General features: G+C 58.7%; 23 protein-coding genes. 14 read left to right on the top strand and 9 right to left on the bottom strand.

The genetic code is table 11. From position 1 onward, the window contains the following. Positions 1-16: 16 nt before the first annotated feature. Positions 17-493, bottom strand: coding sequence for a bacterioferritin (gene bfr / locus ACHZCJ_RS08925; RefSeq protein WP_321325743.1), 477 nt, complete (start codon positions 491-493; stop codon positions 17-19). A 122-nt stretch (positions 494-615) separates the two neighbouring features. Next, the gene (locus tag ACHZCJ_RS08920) at positions 616-786 is read right to left on the bottom strand and encodes a bacterioferritin-associated ferredoxin (protein WP_159647652.1); all 171 of its coding nucleotides are present in this window, start codon (positions 784-786) and stop codon (positions 616-618) included. 130 nt (positions 787-916) lie between these two features. Between ACHZCJ_RS08920 and ACHZCJ_RS08915 the strand changes: the two genes are divergently transcribed. Continuing rightward, entirely contained in the window at positions 917-1,816 is a 900-nt protein-coding gene (locus tag ACHZCJ_RS08915) for a hypothetical protein (protein ID WP_321325740.1), read from the top strand. Here ACHZCJ_RS08915 and ACHZCJ_RS08910 read toward each other — a convergent pair. Then, positions 1,811-3,046, bottom strand: a complete 1,236-nt coding sequence (locus ACHZCJ_RS08910) for a DUF418 domain-containing protein (RefSeq protein WP_321325738.1) — start codon at positions 3,044-3,046, stop codon at positions 1,811-1,813. The genes ACHZCJ_RS08915 and ACHZCJ_RS08910 overlap by 6 nt on opposite strands. Before the next feature lie 29 nt (positions 3,047-3,075). Continuing rightward, positions 3,076-3,750, bottom strand: a complete 675-nt coding sequence (locus ACHZCJ_RS08905; protein WP_321325736.1) for a nitroreductase family protein — start codon at positions 3,748-3,750, stop codon at positions 3,076-3,078. Between the two features lie 167 nt (positions 3,751-3,917). Here ACHZCJ_RS08905 and ACHZCJ_RS08900 point away from each other — a divergent pair, with 167 nt between their 5' ends. Beyond that, the gene (locus ACHZCJ_RS08900; protein ID WP_159648086.1) at positions 3,918-4,679 is read left to right on the top strand and encodes a Coq4 family protein; all 762 of its coding nucleotides are present in this window, start codon (positions 3,918-3,920) and stop codon (positions 4,677-4,679) included. 133 nt (positions 4,680-4,812) lie between these two features. On the opposite strand, the gene ACHZCJ_RS08895 is transcribed toward ACHZCJ_RS08900, so the two are convergent. Then, positions 4,813-5,220, bottom strand: coding sequence for a hypothetical protein (locus ACHZCJ_RS08895; RefSeq protein ID WP_321325732.1), 408 nt, complete (start codon positions 5,218-5,220; stop codon positions 4,813-4,815). Positions 5,221-5,392: 172 nt separating this feature from the next. On the opposite strand from ACHZCJ_RS08895, the gene ACHZCJ_RS08890 reads away from it, so the two are divergent. Continuing rightward, positions 5,393-5,866, top strand: coding sequence for an endonuclease domain-containing protein (locus tag ACHZCJ_RS08890; RefSeq protein ID WP_394700084.1), 474 nt, complete (start codon positions 5,393-5,395; stop codon positions 5,864-5,866). Between the two features lie 122 nt (positions 5,867-5,988). Here ACHZCJ_RS08890 and purL read toward each other — a convergent pair whose 3' ends face one another. Then, a complete protein-coding gene (gene purL / locus ACHZCJ_RS08885; RefSeq protein ID WP_321325730.1) occupies positions 5,989-8,196 on the bottom strand; it encodes a phosphoribosylformylglycinamidine synthase subunit PurL in 2,208 nt (735 codons plus the stop codon). A 90-nt stretch (positions 8,197-8,286) separates the two neighbouring features. On the opposite strand from purL, the gene ACHZCJ_RS08880 reads away from it, so the two are divergent. Both ACHZCJ_RS08880 and ACHZCJ_RS08875 read left to right on the top strand, forming a co-directional pair. After that, complete coding sequence (locus ACHZCJ_RS08880) at positions 8,287-8,886, top strand: 2-hydroxychromene-2-carboxylate isomerase (RefSeq protein ID WP_321325728.1); 600 nt, start codon at positions 8,287-8,289, stop codon at positions 8,884-8,886. Beyond that, entirely contained in the window at positions 8,883-9,062 is a 180-nt protein-coding gene (locus ACHZCJ_RS08875) for a DUF1289 domain-containing protein (protein WP_321325726.1), read from the top strand. The genes ACHZCJ_RS08880 and ACHZCJ_RS08875 overlap by 4 nt, the downstream gene beginning before the upstream one ends. 10 nt (positions 9,063-9,072) lie before the next feature. Here the strand turns inward: ACHZCJ_RS08875 and ACHZCJ_RS08870 are convergent, their stop codons facing one another. After that, positions 9,073-9,480, bottom strand: a complete 408-nt coding sequence (locus ACHZCJ_RS08870) for a DUF2177 family protein (protein WP_321325724.1) — start codon at positions 9,478-9,480, stop codon at positions 9,073-9,075. A 36-nt stretch (positions 9,481-9,516) separates the two neighbouring features. Further along, positions 9,517-10,176 (bottom strand): hypothetical protein, encoded by a 660-nt coding sequence (locus ACHZCJ_RS08865; protein WP_321325722.1) that lies wholly within the window; start codon positions 10,174-10,176, stop codon positions 9,517-9,519. A gap of 101 nt (positions 10,177-10,277) precedes the next feature. Here ACHZCJ_RS08865 and ACHZCJ_RS08860 point away from each other — a divergent pair, with 101 nt between their 5' ends. From ACHZCJ_RS08860 to ACHZCJ_RS08835, 6 genes are all read left to right on the top strand, one after another. Beyond that, the gene (locus ACHZCJ_RS08860; protein WP_159647662.1) at positions 10,278-10,526 is read left to right on the top strand and encodes an exodeoxyribonuclease VII small subunit; all 249 of its coding nucleotides are present in this window, start codon (positions 10,278-10,280) and stop codon (positions 10,524-10,526) included. A 40-nt stretch (positions 10,527-10,566) separates the two neighbouring features. After that, positions 10,567-11,433: a polyprenyl synthetase family protein gene (locus tag ACHZCJ_RS08855; protein ID WP_236554204.1), complete on the top strand. Its 867-nt coding sequence runs from the start codon at positions 10,567-10,569 to the stop codon at positions 11,431-11,433. A 16-nt stretch (positions 11,434-11,449) separates the two neighbouring features. Then, a complete protein-coding gene (gene coaD / locus ACHZCJ_RS08850; RefSeq protein ID WP_159647664.1) occupies positions 11,450-11,953 on the top strand; it encodes a pantetheine-phosphate adenylyltransferase in 504 nt (167 codons plus the stop codon). 87 nt (positions 11,954-12,040) lie between these two features. Next, positions 12,041-12,691 carry a peptidylprolyl isomerase gene (locus ACHZCJ_RS08845; protein WP_159647665.1) on the top strand — a complete coding sequence of 217 codons (651 nt, stop codon included), beginning with the start codon at positions 12,041-12,043 and terminating at the stop codon, positions 12,689-12,691. Between the two features lie 8 nt (positions 12,692-12,699). Beyond that, a complete protein-coding gene (queA, locus tag ACHZCJ_RS08840; RefSeq protein WP_321325718.1) occupies positions 12,700-13,731 on the top strand; it encodes a tRNA preQ1(34) S-adenosylmethionine ribosyltransferase-isomerase QueA in 1,032 nt (343 codons plus the stop codon). 89 nt (positions 13,732-13,820) lie between these two features. Then, positions 13,821-15,245: an aldehyde dehydrogenase family protein gene (locus tag ACHZCJ_RS08835; RefSeq protein ID WP_321325715.1), complete on the top strand. Its 1,425-nt coding sequence runs from the start codon at positions 13,821-13,823 to the stop codon at positions 15,243-15,245. A gap of 74 nt (positions 15,246-15,319) precedes the next feature. On the opposite strand, the gene ACHZCJ_RS08830 is transcribed toward ACHZCJ_RS08835, so the two are convergent. Next, positions 15,320-15,679, bottom strand: coding sequence for a DUF2282 domain-containing protein (locus tag ACHZCJ_RS08830; RefSeq protein ID WP_321325714.1), 360 nt, complete (start codon positions 15,677-15,679; stop codon positions 15,320-15,322). Between the two features lie 154 nt (positions 15,680-15,833). Between ACHZCJ_RS08830 and tgt the strand changes: the two genes are divergently transcribed. The 3 genes from tgt to ACHZCJ_RS08815 are packed head-to-tail and all read left to right on the top strand — an operon-like array spanning position 15,834 to position 20,142. Then, complete coding sequence (gene tgt / locus ACHZCJ_RS08825; protein WP_321325712.1) at positions 15,834-16,961, top strand: tRNA guanosine(34) transglycosylase Tgt; 1,128 nt, start codon at positions 15,834-15,836, stop codon at positions 16,959-16,961. Then, entirely contained in the window at positions 16,958-19,684 is a 2,727-nt protein-coding gene (glnE, locus tag ACHZCJ_RS08820; RefSeq protein ID WP_321325711.1) for a bifunctional [glutamate--ammonia ligase]-adenylyl-L-tyrosine phosphorylase/[glutamate--ammonia-ligase] adenylyltransferase, read from the top strand. Before tgt ends, glnE begins: the two co-directional genes overlap by 4 nt. Then, the gene (locus ACHZCJ_RS08815; protein ID WP_321325708.1) at positions 19,681-20,142 is read left to right on the top strand and encodes a peroxiredoxin; all 462 of its coding nucleotides are present in this window, start codon (positions 19,681-19,683) and stop codon (positions 20,140-20,142) included. The genes glnE and ACHZCJ_RS08815 overlap by 4 nt, the downstream gene beginning before the upstream one ends.

Here is a 20,142-nt window from a genome sequence, read left to right as displayed (position 1 = left end):
AGCTCCCGTTACGTCCCTATTCGACCGGTTTTGACTGTAGCTGGATATAATTTTTGATACCCATGCGTTCGATCATGTCGAACTGCTGTTCGAGCGAATCGACATGGTCTTCCTCGCTTTCCAGAATTTCGGCAAAAAGGTCGCGGCTGACATAGTCGCGGACGCTCTCGCAATGCTCGATCGCATTTTTGAGCATTGGCAGCGCTTCATATTCTAGTTCGAGATCGGCCTTGAGAATTTCCTCTACCGTTTCTCCGATCTTGAGCCGTCCGAGCAGCTGGAAATTGGGCAGGCCGTCGAGGAAGAAAATCCGCTCAGCCAGCTTGTCCGCATGTTTCATTTCGTCGATGGATTCGTGCCGTTCGAATTCGGCCAGCTTTGTCACGCCCCAATTGTCCAGCATGCGATAATGCAGCCAATATTGGTTGATTGCAGTAAGTTCGTTTTTTAGCGCTTCGTTGAGAAACTCGATGACTTTCGTATCACCCTTCATGGCAGAGTCCTTCCCTTCTGTCAGTGGATCAATTGGGGAAGTCTATACAGCATATCGCCAACAAGCGAAAGGGCGGCTACCCGAAAAAATGCAATTATTTCAATGCTTTGCTAACGCGAATGCTAAGCGGTCGCAACTTCGGATTTGATAATGGTTTGCGCAAAGGAAAGGCACTGTCCGCATTTCGGCTTGCGGCCGAGCTGGGCGTAGACCTGGGAAGGTCTGTCCGCTCCGCTGCGCACGGCGGCTCTCAGGTCTTTTTCCTTAATCGCATTACAGACGCAAACAACCATCTCGGTTCCTCTCTGCGACTCGTATATCGCTAATGAGAATAGATCGCAATATCAAAATAACGATAGATGGAATCTTCCCAAACAGGAAATATTGGTTAAACCGGCCCATGGCCAGAGCATGAGGTTTGTGATGCGTAGAATATACAGTTTCATTGTTCCGGTTGCGCTGGCCCTGGCGTCAACGTCGGTCGATGCTGCCAATGTGCCTGAATCGACGCAGCTAATGGTCGAAAGGGAAGACGCGGGAAAATCGACCGCTCCGGAACCGTTTCCGGTTGTCGAATTTTGGCAGATAATGCCATCGGAAATAGCCGAGGACCTGGAAGAGTTTCTGGAATTGGTTGAAAGCGAGCTTCGCGCCGCCTTGGTGCCGACCGGAGAAACGGAAGCAGGTTGGAACACCAGAGGTATAGACCTGATCGGACATATAGAGTCCTTGCCGGGCGGCATTGCCAATAACGGTCTGTTGACCCTTGGAGAGGTGCCGTCGCTGGAGCTTTTCGGAAAAATTCCTGCCGACATTCTTGCCGATTGGGAATATATTCAAGCGGGGCCGAAAGCCGTAAGTCCGGTCGATGCCAAGGGCGGCATCTTTGTTGCTATCAGTCCGGTCCATGTTGTTTTCCTGGCGGCTGATGAAATACAGACCGGCAAAGCCAGTTGCATGAAAAATCCCATAGCGAAAGCATCGGATCATCTGACCGTGTATCGATATTCCGGGATACCGTTTGATCCGGAAAGCGATGCCTCTCTGGAAGCAGAGACGGAAGCGATCGTGATGCACAGCATGATGGGCGGTCTCGACTCGCCGGTAATTTGCTCGATATATCGCCGGGATCAGAAAGGCCATCTGCTGAACTTTGCATATACGCCGGATGGGCGGCCGCTAGGGCTGATGGACGATGCCGGGGACCGGCTGGAGTTTGTCTCCGGGTTCAATCTGTACGAACAGCTAAGCGCCAATTATACCAGCGGGTTCACCGATGATGAACAATCGGGTCCGGCAGAAGCGGTCAGCGATCCTTCATGACAGGCGCATCGGCTGCGCCCGTTGCCGCGCCAGACTGCGCCACAGCCATTCCAGCGGGCCGTAGCGATAGCGCGATAGCCAGGGCCGCGACCAGAGCAGCATGACCAGCCATGCGCCAACGACGAACAGCTGCAGTTCGAACCGGCCGAACTGTTCAAAATAGCCGAGACCCCAGCCGTAGAAAATGAAGGTCATGACAATGCTGGTGCCGAGATAGTTGGAGAAGGCGGCACGGCCTGTTGCCGCAACGCGCTGCACGAACAGGCTGTCCCGGAACCGCTGGACGAGATGGATGAGCAGCGCGGCATAGCCAATGATCATCAACAACCGCGGCAATGCCGACCATGCCTGGGTGATGTTGAGCATCCACAAGGTGTTGAAATTCTGGTGATGGGCGATGGCCGCGAGCGCGACGAAAACCGGCAGGCCGACAACCATCATTGCCACGCCAATCTTGCGGTAGGTCGCCGGATTTTCCTGTCCGAGGATGAAGCCGTTTTTATAGAGCCCCATGCCGATCATCATTAGCGGGATCGTTTCGATCGGACCGAGCATCAAATTCTCCAGCGGGACCGACCATTGGTGGAAAATCTTATATTGCAGCAGCGTAGCAAAACCGCCGCTGATCCGCGCTGTTTCCGCGGCGATTTCTGCCGGCGATGTCCCCATCTCCGTATAGATTTCTGCAATCCGGTCCAACACGTCCTGCGGCGGATTGGCCTGCGCGGCTTCCTGTGCCAGCAGCAGCAGGGGAGCCAGGCCGGTGATCAGCAGGATCGCTCCGACGGCATAGGCGATAACGCCCCATTTGACGAGCCTCTCCGCGTCCCAATTTCGAAACAGGTATAATATGCAGCCGCACCCTGCGTAGAGAAACAATATGTCCCCCATCCAGAGCAGGAAAAAATGCACCAGACCGAATAGCGCCAGCCAGAACATGCGCGAAAAATGAACTTCCGCCGCCGACTGGCCGCCGGCGACGGCGCGCTCGATCACCATGGCGCTGCTGGCACCGAACAGCAGTGAGAACAGACCCCGCATCTTGCCGTCAAACAGGATGAAATTGGCCGCCCATCCGGCGATGTCGAGATTGGACGCATGGCTCGACAGCAGCGGATTGACAAACGCCATTTCCGGCTGGGCGAAAGCGGCAATATTGATAGCCAATATGCCCATGACGGCAAAGCCGCGCAGCGCGTCTATCTCCACGAAGCGGTATGACCCGCTCATTCTGTTGCTCCCACTGTATTATTTATATACTACAGCCATGAGGAAATGGCGTCCAGCGGTTTCTTGTTTGTGGCATGCACCGGGACCGTGGCATCGGCGGCCGGCTTGCCGACGACCAGCACCATCATCGCTTTTTCATGGTTCGGACGATCGCAGAGCTGATTGAGAAATTTCATCGGATTGGGCGTGTGGGTAAGCGTAGCGAGACCGGCGTCGTGCAGCGCGGTGATCAGCATGCCGGTGGCGATGCCGACGCTTTCGTTGACATAATAATTCTGCTTCGTCTCGCCCGGATTCATACCGCCCTTGCGCTGGCCGAAGATGACGATCAGATAGGGCGCGGTCTCGAGAAACGGCTTGTCGGCATCGGTGCCGAGCGGCGCAAGTGCTTCCAGCCATTCTTCGCTGCCCTTGCTCTGGTAAAAGGCGCGCTCCTCTTCTTCGGCTGCGGCGCGCAGGACCTTTTTCTTCTCTGCGGATTCGATCACTGCGAAATGCCATGGCTGGTGATTGGCGCCATTGGGCGCGGTTCCGGCGGCGAGAATTGCATTTTCGATCACCGCGCGGGGCACGGCTTCGTTGCTGAAATAGCGGCAGGTACGCCGGGTCCGGATCGCCTCGTAAAAGGCGCGCGACCGGGCGACCCGTTCCGCGTCGGAATAATCCGGCAACTGGCTATAGGGCAGGCTGTCATGCGGCTTCATTCTACCATCTCCTGCGGTCAAAACGCGTCATCGGCTTTTGCGGCACAGAGATAGCGCAGCGACTGCGTTCGGGAAAGCCACTAAGCTCTATTGACATAGATGTTAGTAAGCGACATATAGACCGTATGAAAATTGACCATAAATTCTTGGCGCCCGGTGATTCGCACATGCCATTTGTCCACCCGGATCGCCCCGCAGCCCGCTTTCGTCCCCTGAAAGCGCTTCATCATTTTCGCGAACTGATCAAGGACAAGGAAGATACCGAACAGGTCTTCCATATTTTTGAATCGCTGCCGCGTCCCGGATTCCGCAAGGATGCCAGGAAATTTGTCGAAAGCGACAAGGGCAGGGCGCTGCTGCAAAGCGAGCCGGAACTGGCCCCGCTTCTTGATGATCATGAACGTCTGCGCAAAATGCCGGCGGGCAGCCTGGCCCATGCCTATTGCGACTTCATGGAAAAGGAAGGGCTGAGCGCCGCCGGCCTGATTGCCGAATATGACCAGTTCAGCCCGCGCAAATATGGCGATATGATCGAATGGTACGGTTTCCGCCAGCGCGACACTCATGACTTGCTCCACGTGCTTACCGGCTATGGCCGCGATGCGCTGGGCGAAGCTTGCGTTCTGGCCTTTACCTATGGCCAGAACCCGTCACTGGGCAATGTCTTCATCGCTTATGCCGCTGGTCTCAACATGAAGAAGCAGGTCAAGAGTGACGCGCCGATATTCAGCGCGATCCGCGAGGGCCAGAAAATGGGCAAGGCCTGTCCCAAGATCAACGAGGAATCGATCACCGATCTGCTCGCCCAGCCGCTGGACGCGTTGCGCGAGCGGCTGCACATCAAGACACCGCACTTCTATCACGAAGCCCATGCGAAGTTCCGGGCCGGAAATGTCGATCCATACGATATGCTGGCACAAACGGCTTAGAAACGCTTCCTCCTTATACCGATGCTACGGGAGGTGGGCCGCGAAGCGGCTCGGATGGGCAAGGTGCACCAACACCCCTCGACCATCCTCCGGATGGTCCCCCTCCCCGAAGCCTCGCTTCAGGGCGAATTTCTCAGCGGAATTCCTTGCGGATGACCAGTTTCAGGCCGGACCAGATCTCGTTCACGGCACAGACCTTGATATCGACAAATCCCATCGGCAGGGCGACTTCGCGGATCGTGTCTTCGCTGATGTCGGTCTCGACCTTGGACGCCTTTTTCGGCCAGCTCACCCACACCTGACCGGCGGGATCGATCATGTCACGCAGGGTAGTCAGATGCTTTTCCATCGCATTCCGTTCGGTAACGAAAATATGGGCCGAGTGAAGGCCGGGCGACGGGACTTCATCCTCGGATAGGGTCAGTTCGCTATCCTCGATGTCGGCCCGGACACGGTCCGGCATGTCGAGAAACCAGACGCGCATGCCGTCCTTGAGGGAGAGTTTTTTGGCTAGCGGGGTATCCGAATATCCTGAAACCATGATCGGCATCCTTTCGCATTAGATGATTATCCACATCAACGGTTGGATGCCAGCGTGGTTCCCTTTCCTGTGCGTGTATCTGTTTCCGCTGGTTGGCGAGAAGCACGGCTGAAGCCCCTCCACCACGCTTCGCGCGGTCCCCCTCCCCATGCCTGCGGCACAGGGAGGAAAGGTGCGGCTTGACAGTTTTGGCCTGACCGTCCCTCATCACAGAATTTTATGTTACATCTTTCCTCCCTGTTGCGCAGCAATGGGGAGGTGGCGCGCCGAAGGCGTGACGGAGGGGCAATTGGCACAAACGACAAGACAAACCATCCTGAAGGCCAGGGAACTGCGCAAAACCATGAGCAAGCCGGAGATCATGCTTTGGCAACAACTTCGTAAGAAGCCTCTCGGCATCAAGTTCCGGCGCCAGCACCCGATTGGCTTCTATATACTGGACTTCTATTGTCCATCAGCAAAGCTGGGTGTCGAAGTCGACGGAATGGCGCATGACATGGGCAATCGCCCAGAGCGTGACGAACAGCGCGACTGGAATCTATCCCAGGACGGTATCGAAATCATCAGAATATCTGCGCAGGAAGTTCTCGATGATCCGGCAGATGTCGCCGACCGGCTATTGCGATATATTCAGAGTCTGCGTTAGGCCCCTCCGTCAGCCTTTCAGGCTGACACCTCCCCATTGTTGCGCAACAGGGAGGAAAATGGTCTTCCTCCCTGTGCCGCAGGCACGGGGAGGGGGACCGCTGCGAAGCAGTGGTGGAGGGGCTAGTCTTCCATCCAGTCGCGGAAGAAACTTTCATTCGCTTCCCGCAGATCGGTAACCGCAACCGGCTTGCCGTTCAGCACCAGCTTGTCGCCCTTGACCTGTCCGATCTTCTCGAACGGCACTTTCGCGCGATCCAGATCATCTTCGTTGCGATAGGTGATGACATAGCGGCCCTGCGCTTCGCTGAAGGCAAAGGCGCTGGTCATCGGATCGATTTCGGCGCCAAGATTGCCAGCCAATGCCATTTCGGCGAGCGTCACGGCGAGGCCGCCGTCGCTGATGTCGTGGACGGCGGTGACCTTGCCGGCGGCGATCAGTTCGCGGACGATCCGGCCCGCCCATTCTTCATCCTTGAGATCGACTTTCGGCGGCGGGCCATCGGTGCGGCCGTGGATTTCGCGCAGCCAGGTCGACTGGCCGAGCTCTTCGTGATGGAACCCGATGGTGGCGATGAAATCGCCTTCCTGCTTGAATCCGATGGTCATCATCTTGTCGAGATCGTCGATCAGCCCGACCGCGCCGATTGCCGGGGTCGGCAGGATCGCGTGGCTGACGCCGTCGGCGCCGGTGGTTTCGTTGTAGAGGCTGACATTGCCCGATACGATCGGCATGTCGAGCGCCCTGCAGGCTTCGCCCATGCCTTCAATACAGCCGACAAATTGTGCCATGATATGCGGCTTTTCGGGATTGCCGAAATTCATGCAGTCGGTGGTGGCGAGCGGCTTCGCGCCGACCGCGCAGAGGTTGCGATAAGCCTCGGCAATCGCCTGCTTGCCGCCTTCATAGGGATCGGCCTTGCAGTAGCGCGGAGTGCAGTCGGTGGTGATCGCGAGGCCCTTGTTGGTGCCATGGACGCGAACAACCGCGGCATCGCCACCGGAGCGTTGCGCGGTGTCGGCGCCGACCTGTGAGTCATATTGCTCCCAGATCCAGCGGCGCGAGGCGAGCGCGGGGCTGGCCATCATCTTGAGCAGATCGGCGCCGATATCGGTGCTTTCGGGCAGGTCGCCGACCGGCTGGACATTGATATGCGCGGCATATTCCTCGCGGGTGAGATGCGGGCGATCATAGAGGGGCGCATCGTCGGCGAGCGGGCCGAGCGGAATATCGCAGACGGTTTCGCCCTTGTGGGTCAGCACCATCCGGCGGCTGTCGGTAACTTCGCCGATCACCGCGAAATCCAGTTCCCATTTGGTGAAAATCGCTTCGGCCATTTCCTCGCGGCCGGGTTTCAGCACCATCAGCATGCGCTCCTGGCTCTCGCTGAGCATCATTTCATAAGCGGTCATGCCGGTTTCGCGGCAGGGCACCTTGTCCATGTCGAGAACGATGCCGACTTCGCCGTTGGTCGCCATTTCGACGCTGGAGCTGGTCAGCCCGGCCGCGCCCATGTCCTGAATCGCGACAATCGCGTCGCTGGCCATCAGTTCGAGACAGGCTTCGATCAGCAGTTTTTCGGTGAACGGATCGCCGACCTGCACGGTGGGGCGCTTTTCATCGCTGTCATCGTCAAATTCCGCGCTCGCCATGGTCGCGCCGTGGATGCCGTCGCGACCGGTCTTGGAACCGACATAGACGATCGGGTTGCCGACCCCGGAGGCGGCGGAATAGAAAATCTTGTCCGCGTCCGCGACGCCGACAGTCATCGCGTTGACGATGATATTGCCATCATAGGCCGGGTCGAAATTGGTCTCGCCGCCAACGGTCGGGACGCCGACGCAATTGCCATAGCCGCCGATACCCGCGACAACGCCCTTGACCAGATGCTTCATCTTCGGATGGTCGGGCCGGCCGAAGCGGAGCGCGTTGAGGTTGGCCACTGGTCGTGCGCCCATGGTGAAGACGTCGCGGAGGATGCCGCCGACGCCGGTTGCCGCACCCTGATAAGGCTCGATATAGGACGGATGGTTGTGGCTCTCCATTTTGAAGATCGCCGCCTGGCCGTCGCCGATATCGATCACACCGGCATTCTCGCCGGGGCCGCAAATAACCTGCGGGCCGGTGGTCGGCAGCTTCTTCAGATGCAGGCGCGATGACTTGTAGGAACAATGTTCCGACCACATGACTGAAAAGATGCCCAGTTCGGTAATATTCGGCTCGCGGCCCAGCGCATTCAATATGCGCTGATATTCCTCCGCATTGAGGCCATGCTCGCGCACGGTTTCGGTGGAGATTTTGGGCTCGGTAATCATCGTGTCTGAGGTCATGATGACCCTTTAACGACGCGGGGCAATTTCGCCTAGAGGGAATTGATGTTTCGTGGCGCTGCTTTAAGGATAGGTTCAAAGGAGCAACCTATGTCCAAGACCATAGAGCTGATTTTCGATTTTGTCAGCCCCAACGCCTATCTTATCTGGCAACCGCTCAAGGCGCTGGCCGAAAAACATGGCGCGACCATCAAAATCACCCCGGCCTTTCTTGGCGGCATGCACAAGCTGACCGGCAACGCGCCGCCGTTCATCCGCGATGCGGAAGTGAAGGGCAAGAATGACTATGCGATGCTGGAGATGAACCGGTTCATCCAGAAGCACAAGCTGAGCAAATTCAGGATGAACCCGAAATTTCCGTTCAACACCATTACGCTGCAGCGAATGCTGGTGGCGCTGGAACCGGATAGGCGGGTCGCACTCATCGAACTGCTCTTGCCGCCGATCTGGGAAGATGGACTCGACGTGACCGATGGCGACACGCTCGGCAGTATCTTGCAGGACGGCGGCTTCGACGCGGCCGATCTTCTCGCGCAGACCCAGGACCCGGCGGTCAAGCAGGCGCTGATCGACAACACGGAAAATGCGGTAGAGCGCGGAGCCTTTGGCATCCCGACCATCTATATCGACGGCGAAATGTATTTCGGCAAGGAACGGCTCGGCCAGATCGACGAGCAGCTATCCGCTTGAAATCGCCCTGCAATGATATCTGCACCATAGATCGTTCGAGCAGGCTTTGTGTCGGCTGCGGGCGCAGCCTGTCGGAAATTGGCGAATGGGGTTCCGCCTCGCCCGGCCGGCAGCGGGAGATATTGTCCTTGCTGCCGGACAGGATGAGACAACTGGCCGCGAAGGCGAAACGCTAAGGAACGCGCGTCAGGCCTTTACGAATTTCAGCACCAGATAGGCGGTCAGCGCCGCCGTCACGCCGGTAGCAAAGGCGCCCCAGGCGATATCGTACAGGCTGATTTTGGTCGACCAGACCTTGAGTACGGCCTGGCTGGTCAGATCGTAAGTCGCATAAGCGATACCGCCAAACAACGCGCCGTTGAGCAAGGCCGTGGTCCACTGACCGCTGGCCAGCGCCGGCTTGATCCCGAACCAGACGATGCCGAACAGATAGATCGCATAGAATATCATCGCTGGTGCCTTGCGGAATTCATCCGCCATGATCTCGCCTATCACCGGCCGGTAAAGGTTCTGGGCCATGTTGCTGAGCCAGAGAAAATCGAGAATGCCGAAGATGATGGCGGCGATAATATAGGCGGCAATATAGTGGGTCATGGCTTTTTCTGCTTTCCTGTCTTTGCACTTTGCGGATCAGACCTGTTTCAACGCCCGCGTCTTGCCGACCAGCAATGCGACGGCAGACAGGACCGCAAAGGCGATCAGCGCGGTAATCATCATATTCGCGTCGGCCGTCTCGGGTTCCGGGGCAAACCAGTTAACAGCCTGAAATACGGCCAGCAATATGGCCAAAAGCACTAAGGCAATTCGGGAGCCGGGGGCAACCGGGCGGGTGCGAGCGACGAAAAAGGCCAGCGCGCCAAAGGTGAGGAGCAGTTCCAGCGGCATTTCGATCATCGGATGGTTCCAGAGCGCAAAGCCCAATTTGGGCTGTGACCCGGCAAGCGTCAGGTCCGGTGCGTGCACCAGCAGGTCGAGGAACCAGTGCGAGAGCACCACGGCACCTCCGATCAGCGCTCCGGTGCGGTTGCGGGTGAACAGCCAGATCAGCAGCGCAAAGCCGGCCGCCCAGACGGCACTGCCCAAAAGACTGTGGGTATAAGGCATGTCATAAAGGTCAAGCGGGACCATTTCGGTGATCCCGGGCGTGATCCGGAAATTTTCTATGCCCGCCAATGCCAGCCCGAAAAAAGCGAAATCGACCAGTTGTCCTGCCACAAATAACGTTCCGAGTCCCGGTGCCCTGGGATGGGTTGCTGCGACCATCGCAGGTGCAAAATGACCGATGAACATGTTTCTTCCCCTAGCTTTTCTGTGCAGAGCTACACCGGAAGTGGATGTTAGTGAAGGCCGGCCCTTGACCGCGGCCCAAAGCGCCGTCATTGAATTTCGCCATGAGCGAAACCAAAGAAGATTTTTCCGCCCTGAATTTCGAGGACGCGCTGAAGCGGCTCGAGGATATTGTCCGCAAACTGGAAAGCGGCGATGTGCCGCTCGACCAGTCGATTGCGCTCTACAGCGAAGGCGAGAAACTGCGCGGGCTGTGCCAGCAACGTCTGGAAGCCGCGCAGGCCAAGATCGAGAAAATCACTCTCGACCGCGATGGCAAACCACAAGCTACTGCACCTTTTGACGCGGACTGAGCCGGTGGCGGCCAATAATAATTCGGATCTTTTGCGGGAGATGGGACGGGTTGCCACCGCCATCGACCGGCAGTTCGATTTGCTGTTACAGGTGCCTGACGACGCCCGTCGCGAATTATACGAGGCCATGCGCCATGCCGCGATCGGCGGCGGGAAACGGTTGCGTCCGTTGCTGGTGATGGCGACCGCGCGGCTGTTCAATGTCGATGAAAGCTGCGCCATCCGGGCCGCGACCGCGGTCGAGGCCCTGCACGTCTATTCGCTGATCCACGATGATCTGCCCTGCATGGATGATGATGATCTGCGCCGCGGCAAGCCGACCACCCATATTGCCTTTGGCGAAGCGGCGGCGGTTCTGGCTGGCGATGCCCTGCATGCGCTGGCCTTTGAGTTGCTGGCTGACGAGCGCACCCATCATGATCCGTTCGTCCGCGCCGAGATGACCGCCTGCCTCGCCAAGGCTGCCGGACCGGCCGGCATGGCGGGCGGCCAGATGATGGATTTGGTGGCGGAAAAGTCGACTTTCGATCTGCCGACAGTGACCCGCTTGCAGCAATTGAAAACCGGAGCGCTGATTGGTGCCTGCGTCGAAATTGGCGCTATTCTGGGACGGGTGGCCAGTGAAGGGCGGACCAGCCTGCGCGGCTATGCCCATGATCTGGGTCTCGCTTTCCAGATTGCCGACGATATCCTGGATGTCGAGGGTGACGAGGAAAAGGCCGGCAAGGCGCTGCAAAAAGATGCAGAGGCCGGCAAGGAAACCTTTCTCAGCCTGATGGGACTGGATAGGGCCAGAGAACAGGCGCAGATGCTGGTGGATCAGGCCAAATCGCATTTGAACGGCTATGGCGATGAAGCCAACCTGCTGCGCGCCATTGCCGAATATACAATCACCAGAGACCGCTAGGCGGGAAGGACGGGACATGAGAATAGGCGTTTATCCGGGGACATTTGATCCCATTACATTGGGCCATATGGATATCATCAAGCGCGGTATGCGACTGGTCGACAAGCTGGTGATCGGTGTGACCACCAATCCCTCGAAATCGCCGATGTTCTCCGACGAGGAGCGGCTGGAAATGGTGCGCCGGGAAACCGCGGAACTGGGCGATGGTGTCGAGGTCGTCGGTTTCAATATGCTGCTGATGAAATTTGCGGAAAAACAGGGAGCCGGTGTGATTGTCCGCGGTCTGCGCGCCGTGGCCGATTTCGAATATGAATATCAGATGGCCGGCATGAACCAGCAGTTGAATGGCGATATCGAGACCGTCTTTCTGATGGCCGATGTCTCGTTGCAACCGATTGCCTCGCGTCTGGTCAAGGAAATTGCCATGTTCGGCGGCGAGATCCACAAGTTCGTGACACCGCTTGTGGCCGATGAAATTACAGCGAGAGTGGAAAAGATCGGCCTGAAGGGCGATCAATAGGGTTTCCCAGCAATTCATTGCAGTGAAAGGTAGAATCGTCCAAAGGCTGTTTGCTTTCCCTTCCCGCAATACCAAATCGAGTATGCCATGCTGCGCAAATTTTTATTGACCATCTCCGCCCTTTTTCTGGCTTCCCTTCCTGCCCACGCGCAGGAAGCGTCTGAACAGACACCGGCACCGGCGTCTGTTCCTGCCGAAGAGAATATCCTGCATCTCGATCTGTCGACCGGTGGCAGGGTGACAATCAAGCTGTTTCCGGACATGGCACCCAATCATGTCGAGCGGATCAAGACCCTGACGCGTCAGGGCTTTTATGACGGCATTATTTTTCACCGGGTGATCGAAGGGTTCATGGCGCAGACCGGCGATCCCACGGGCACCGGCACCGGGGGGTCAGAACTGCCCGACCTGAAGGCCGAGTTCAGCCAGTTTCCTCATGTTCGGGGCGTGGTTTCGATGGCGCGCGCGCAAAGCGAAGACAGCGCCAACAGCCAGTTTTTCATCGTCTTTTACCCGCGCTTCTCGCTCGACCGAAATTACACGGTCTTTGGCCGGGTGATCGCCGGGATGGAATATGTGGATGCCATCGAACGCGGCGAACCGCCAGCCAATCCCAGCCGGATCCTGCAGGCTTCGATCGCTGCAGACAACAAGCCGCCGGTCTTGCCGAGCGCGCTCGACAATGCCGCCGAGAAGCCTTTCTCGGTCGACGATCTGAACGCACCGTTCAATCCCTAGCCTGAACCGTGCGCGTTGATCTGTTCGACTTTGCGCTGCCGCAGGATCGGATCGCGCTGCGGCCGGCGGTCCCGCGGGACAGCGCGAAAATGTTGCGGGTCGACGGCGACCGGATGTCCGACCATAGCGTTAGCGACCTGCCGCAATTACTCGGCCCGCAGGATATACTGGCATTCAACGATACCAAGGTGATTCCCGCGCAGTTGCAAGGCACACGCGGCGCAGCGAAAATCGGTGCAACGCTGCACAAGCGGGTCGATCTGCGCCGCTGGCAGGCCTTCATTCGAAACGCCAAGAGGCTGCGGGTCGGCGAGGTGGTTGATTTCGGGTCGGATGTATCGGCGGAAGCGGAAGCCAAGCTGGACGACGGCAGTTTCATTCTGCATTTTCTGGGTGACGAGCCGGTCGAGCTGCTGCTCGAGCGTGCGGGGACCATGCCCCTGCCGCCCTATATCGCCAGCAAGCGGGCGATCGACGCGCGCGATGCGGAAGATTATCAGACGATGTTTGCCCGCGAAAAGGGCGCGGTTGCCGCACCGACTGCGGCGCTGCATTTTACCGACAGGTTGCTGGATGCTTTGGCCGCCGCCGGCATCGGCAGCGAAACGCTGACCCTGCATGTTGGCGCGGGCACTTTCCTGCCGGTCAAGGTCGATGAAACCGACGACCACCAGATGCACAGCGAGTGGGGCCGGATCGATGCGGCAACGGCAGACCGGCTCAATGCCGCGCGCAAAGCGGGAGGCCGCGTGATCGCGGTTGGCACCACCAGCCTGCGCCTGCTGGAAAGCGCGACGGGTGAGGACGGGATTATCCGTCCGTTCGAAGGCGATACCGATATTTTCATCACGCCGGGTTACCAGTTTCGCGCGATCGACGGCCTGATGACCAATTTCCACCTGCCCAAATCGACGCTGTTCATGCTGGTCAGCGCGCTGATGGGGCTGGAGACGATGCAAGCGGTCTATGCTCATGCTGTTGCCCATGATTATCGGTTCTACAGCTATGGCGACTCCAGCCTGCTGCTGCCGGGGCAATAGGCCCGACTGACCCTGTTACTAGTGGCATACGAAAGCGAATCAGGGCATGATTATGCCTGAAACAGAAGTTTCCAAATGGAGAGATGACAATGGACAGTTACGAACAGAATTATATTAATGGCCAATGGGTCGATTCCATCGGCGGCACGCCGCACCAGGTCATCAATCCGGCGACCGAAGAGCCGGGCACGAAGATCGTGCTGGGCACCAAGGCCGATGTCGATGCCGCGGTTGCTGCAGCAAAAGCCGCGTTCAAGACGTTCAGCCAGACCTCGCGCGAGGAACGGCTGGCGCTGCTCGAGCGGATCATCGAGGAATATAAGAAACGCATGCCCGATATTGCCGCTTCGCTGGCGGTCGAGATGGGCGCGCCGGTCAGCCTCGGCAATGCCGCGCAGGCGCCTGCCGGACTCGGCGGATTCATGGGCACGCTGGAAGCTTTGAAGAATTTCGAGTTCTCCGAGAAAGTCGGCCCCAATATGATCGCTTATGAACCGATTGGTGTGGTCGGCATGATCACCCCGTGGAACTGGCCTTTGAACCAGATCACGTTGAAGGTCGCTCCGGCTCTGGCGGGCGGCAATACGATGGTGTTGAAACCGTCCGAAGAATGTCCTGGCAGCGCCGCGATTCTTGCCGAAGTCATGGATGCGGCAGGCGTTCCTGCCGGCGTATTCAATCTCGTACAGGGTGACGGCCCGACAGTGGGCGCAGCGATTTCCTCGCATCCCGACGTCGATATGGTCAGCTTCACCGGATCGACCCGCGCCGGTATCCTGGTGGCGAAAGCGGCCGCCGATACGGTCAAGCGCGTCCATCAGGAACTGGGCGGCAAATCGCCCAATCTGGTCCTGCCCGGTGCCAAGCTGGAGGAAGTGCTGCCGCCGACGATCGCCGGGGTGATGATCAACAGCGGGCAAAGCTGCATCGCACCAACCCGCGTCCTCGTGCACAAGGACCAGACGGACGACGCCATTGCGGTGGTCAAGAATATTGTCGAGAGCCAGGAAGTCGGCGATCCGACCGTCGAGGGCGGACATATGGGGCCGGTCGTGAACAAGGCGCAATTTGGCAAGATCCAGGATCTGATCCAGTCGGCGATTGACGACGGTGCCACGCTGGAAACCGGCGGCACCGATCTGCCATCCAATGTGAACCGCGGCTATTATATCAAGCCAACCCTGTTCAGCGGCGTGACGCCTAACATGCGGATCGCCAAGGAAGAGGTGTTCGGTCCGGTTGTCACTCTCATGAGCTATGACAATCTGGACGAAGCGATCGAGATCGCCAATGATACCGAATATGGGCTGTCTGCGGTTATTTCCGGTGATCCGGCTGCTGCTGCCGATGTCGCACCGCAACTGAAAGCAGGCATGGTCATCGTCAACAACTGGGGGCCGGCACCCGGCCTGCCTTTCGGCGGCTATAAACAGTCGGGCAACGGCCGCGAAGGCGGTGTCTATGGTCTGCGAGATTTCATGGAAATGAAGTCGATCAGCGGTTTGCCAAGCTAGGCACAGACGTTGCTGATACTAAAAAAGGGCGGCTCGTTCGGGCCGCCCTTTTTTTGTTTCGCTGCCGGAAGGGCTCAGCCTTCGGCCGGAGCCTCAGCCGGAGGGACCGGCGGTTCATTGTCAGCGACTTCGGTGAGCGAGCCCCCCATGGCTTCGCATTCGCCTACATCGGTGTTTTTCCAGGCATTGCCCTGGTAATCGAGCACCGAGGTGCCGGCACAGGTGGTGCCTTCACCGGCCTTGCAGTCATTTTCACCGGCGAGGGCTATGCCGTAGCATTTTTCCTGTTCCGCTGCGGCCACTTCGGTTACTTCGGCGTCTGATGCTTCTGCGCCTTCGCCGGCTGCTTCGCTATTGCCGCCGGAGCAGGCGGAAAGGGCGGCTGCCGCGATCAATGCGGTTGCTGCGGAACCAAGACTTGTTGCTTTTGTCATAAATTACTCCCGATTTAGGTCTTTGAGAATCTGCGCCCATCCTGCACAGATGTCGAAATATTCGAACAGGACAAACCATTGGTTACACCAACAATAGCAAAACACAAAATCGAGGCCGTAAAATCAGGTTTCAGGGCGAAAGACAGGCTTTCCCGTGGCTGAGCGCTTTTCCTTTTCCATTGCCGCTACCGACGGCAAGGCACGGACCGGCACAATCAGCATGTTGCGCGGCGATATTCGTACGCCCGCGTTCATGCCGGTCGGTACGGCGGCGACGGTCAAGGCGCTGAAGCCGGAAACGGTGCGCGCGACCGGTGCCGATATCATTCTCGGCAACACCTATCATTTGATGCTGCGCCCGGGCGCGGAGCGGGTGGCGCGGCTCGGCGGATTGCACAAGTTCATGAACTGGAACCGGCCGATCCTGACCGACAGTGGCGGCTATCAGGTGATGAGCCTGTCCGAGCTGACCAAATTGAGCGAAAACGGAGTGGAATTCCAGAGTCATCTCGACGGTTCGCGCCATATGTTGACGCCGGAACGGTCGATGGAAATCCAGCGGTTGCTGGGCAGCGATATCGTTATGGCTTTCGACGAATGTACCAAAAACGGGGCGACGCGCGAAGAGGCATCGGCTTCGATGGAACGCTCGATGCGCTGGGCCAAGCGGTCGCGCGACGGGTTCGACAGTGGCGAGGACCATGCGGCTAAGGCGGCGTTGTTCGGAATCCAGCAGGGTTCGCTCGACAGGGAAATGCGCGCGGCCTCGGCCGAGGCGCTGATCGAGATCGGCTTCGACGGCTATGCGATTGGCGGTCTGGCCGTGGGCGAGGGACAGGAGGCGATGTTCGATGTGCTCGACTATGCGCCGGGACAACTGCCCGCTGACAAGCCGCGCTATTTGATGGGAGTCGGCAAGCCGGATGATCTGGTTGGCGCAGTGGAACGCGGCATCGACATGTTCGACTGCGTGTTGCCGAGCCGGTCCGGCCGCAATGGGCAGGCCTTTACCGCGCAGGGACCGATCAATATCCGCAACGCGAAATTTGCCGAGGATCTCGCTCCGCTGGACGAGAATTGCGCCTGTCCGGTTTGCCAGAACCATAGCCGCGCCTATCTGCACCATTTGATCCGGGCGAAGGAGATATTGGGCGCGATGCTGATGACCGAGCATAATATCGCTTATTATCAGTCTTTGATGGCGGGTATGAGGGACGCGATTGCCGCCGGGACCTTTGCCGATTTTGCCAAAAATTTCCGCAGCGCCTATTTGAAATCATGATCATCGGACTGCCGGAAAAAACGACCCTGCAGGATGCGCTGGACCGCGCGCGTAACCATGCGCCCTATCTCGGCAGGACGATGCAGGTGCTGCCCGAACTGGCGGATCTGCTGGCCGAGGATAATCTCGAGGCGGCACTGGAATATGTGCGCAATGCGGGGGAGGGCGCCGCCAATGTCCGGCAAAAGCTGCGCTGGGAAAAACGGGCTCTGGCCCTCACGCTCGCGATTGGCGATCTTGCCGGGCAATTGTCGCTCACCGACGTGATCACCCGCCTTTCGGACTTTGCTGATCGGGCGCTCGACGAGGCTTTGGCCGATATATATGCGAACCGCTATCCCGATGCGCCGCTGGAGGGATTCTCGATCATCGGCCTCGGCAAGCATGGCAGCCGGGAACTCAACTATTCCTCGGATATCGATCCGATCTTCATCTATGATCCCGACAAAATCCCGGTGCGCGGCAAGGAAGAACCGAGCGACGCAGCGCGGCGGATCGGCCAGCAGCTGGTCGAAGCGCTCAACGCCCGCGACGCCGACGGCTATGTCTTCCGGGTCGACATGCGGCTGCGACCGTCGCCGGAAGTCAGCCCGGTGGCGCTGCCGGTCGAAGCGGCGATCAGCTATTATGAATCGAGCGCGCTGGCGTGGGAGCAGGCGGCCTATATCCGCTCCCGGGTCGCCGCCGGTGACCCAGGGTTGGGCCAATATTTTCTCGAGACGATCAATCCGTTCATTTGGCGCCGGTCGCTGGACTATGGCGCGATCAGGAATATCGGCTCGGTTACGGCCCAAATTCGCGATCATTATGCCGCCGGTCAGAAATTCGGTCCGGGTTTCGATCTGAAGCGCGGGCGCGGTGGCATCCGCGAGACGGAATTTTACGCCCAGATGCACCAGCTGATCTTCGGCGGCCGTCAGCCGGATCTGCGCGCACCGGCCACGCGCGATGCGCTGGCGGCGCTGGTCAAAGCCGAACGGATCGATGGCGACAAGGCACGGGTGCTGAGCGAATCCTACGAGCTCTACCGGGTGATCGAGCACCGGCTGCAGATGGTTAACGACCAGCAAACCCACAGTCTGCCTGACACGGCGACGGACCTTGACCGCGTCGCACGACTGCACGGACTCCAGAGCGGCGAGCAGCTGCTCGACCTGCTCGCGCCGCATGTGGAGGCGGTTGGCACCATCTACGATGATCTGATCGAGCCGGAAGACGACCGACGTCTGCCGGTCGATGAGGAAAAGCTGGCCGCGGTAATAGCGGAGAAGAAGCTGATCGAGGGGGACAGCTTCCTGCAGGCGATCCGGCGCTGGCGGAGTGGCAAGGTTACCGCGTTGCGTTCCTCTGCTGCTCACGAATCCTTCGAGGCGATATTGCCCGATCTGGTGGATGCGATCGCTACGGCTCCCAATTCGACAAAGGCGCTGGCGCGACTCGACAGCCTGATCGAGAAATTGCCGACCGCGATCAATTTCTTCCGGATATTGGAAGCGCGGCCCGCCCTGCTCGAGCTGCTTGGAAAGATTCTCAGCCACGCGCCGGTTCTGGCCGATGCATTGGCCCAGCGGGCCGAATTGTTCGATGGCCTGATCGATGCGACCGCGCTGGATCTGCCGCCGTCGGTGGATGAACTGGTGGGACAATTTGCCCGTATGGAGCCGGGCGATGATTACCAGATGCTGCTGGACCGGGTGCGGGCCCGGGTCGGCGACAAGCGCTTCGCACTCGGTGTGCAACTGATCGAGGGGCATCATGACGCGCTCGAAATATCGGCGGGCTATGCCCGGGTAGCGGAGGCGGCGATTCAGGTGCTGACCGACGCGACGATATCGGAATTTGAAGATATACACGGCAAGATCCCCGGCGGCGCGCTGCTCATTCTGGCGCTGGGACGACTGGGCGGCGAGGCGCTGACCCATGCTTCGGATCTCGATCTGATCTTTCTGTTCAGCGGGGATCATGGTGCCGAGTCCGACGGCCAGCGATCATTGGGAGCTACGCAATATTATAACCGTCTGGCCGCGCGGCTGGTGACGGCGCTGTCCGTTCCAACGGCGGCTGGCCCGCTTTACGAAGTCGATACAAGATTGCGGCCTTCGGGTACGCAGGGACCGCTGGCCGTTACGCTGGAGAGTTTCTACAAATATCAGCGGGAAAATGCCTGGACCTGGGAACATATGGCGCTGACCCGGGCGCGACCCGTCTACGGGAGCAAGGCCGCGCGGGCCAAGCTTCAAAAAGAAATATGCGACATCCTGGGCGAGGAACGCGAACCCGAAGCTTTGCGCAAGGCGGTCCGGAAAATGCGGCTGGATATTGTCGATCACAAACCGCCCAAGGGGCCGCTGGATACCAAGATGATGGAAGGCGGTCTGGTCGACTGGGAGTTTATCGTCCATTTTCTGCAGCTGAAAACGGGTGAGGCGCTCTACCCGCAATTGGGCAGGGCGGTCCGCGCGCTGGTGGACGCGGGGCATCTCGACCGAGAAATGATCCCCGCGCATGAGCTGATGACCCGCTTGCTGGTGGCACTGCGGCTGATGTCGCCGGATTGCGATTTTCCGCCGGAAACCAGCCGCGCCCTGATTGCCAAGGCGGCGGGGCAGGAAAGCTGGGATGCGCTGCTCGACGGCTATGATCGGGCGCGCCAATGCGTTATCGACGAGTGGAACAGGCTGTTGCGGCCGGATCCCGATGAAATATTAGGAGATATTATATGATCGATGTGGGCGACAAAATTCCGGATATGGAACTGGTGGCGCCGGATGGCAGCCCGGTGAGGATTTCCGACTATGCCGGGAAAAAGCTCGTGCTGTTCTTTTATCCGAAGGCCAGCACGCCGGGCTGCACGACGGAATCGAAGGATTTTTCGGCGCTGCTTCCGGAATTTGAAAACGCCGGCGCCGCGGTGCTCGGCATGTCGGCCGATTCGCCGAAACGACAGCAGAATTTTATCAGCAAGCAGGAGCTGACCGTCGATATCGCTTCCGACGAAAGCACCGAGTTTCTCGAGAAAATCGGTGTCTGGGCGGAAAAGAAAATGTACGGCAAGACCTTCATGGGGATCATCCGCTCGACATTTCTGATCGGGCCGGACGGCACCGTGCTGAAGGCCTGGCCGAAAGTGAAGGTCAAGGGCCATGCTGAAGAGGTGCTGGCTGCGGTGCAGGCGGCATAG

Origin of the sequence: uncultured Parasphingorhabdus sp. (genome assembly GCF_963677535.2) — a bacterium.
Classification (GTDB): Bacteria; Pseudomonadota; Alphaproteobacteria; order Sphingomonadales; family Sphingomonadaceae; genus Parasphingorhabdus.
The sequence above is the reverse complement of the archived record's forward strand: the minus strand, read 5'-3'. Positions and strand labels throughout refer to the sequence as shown.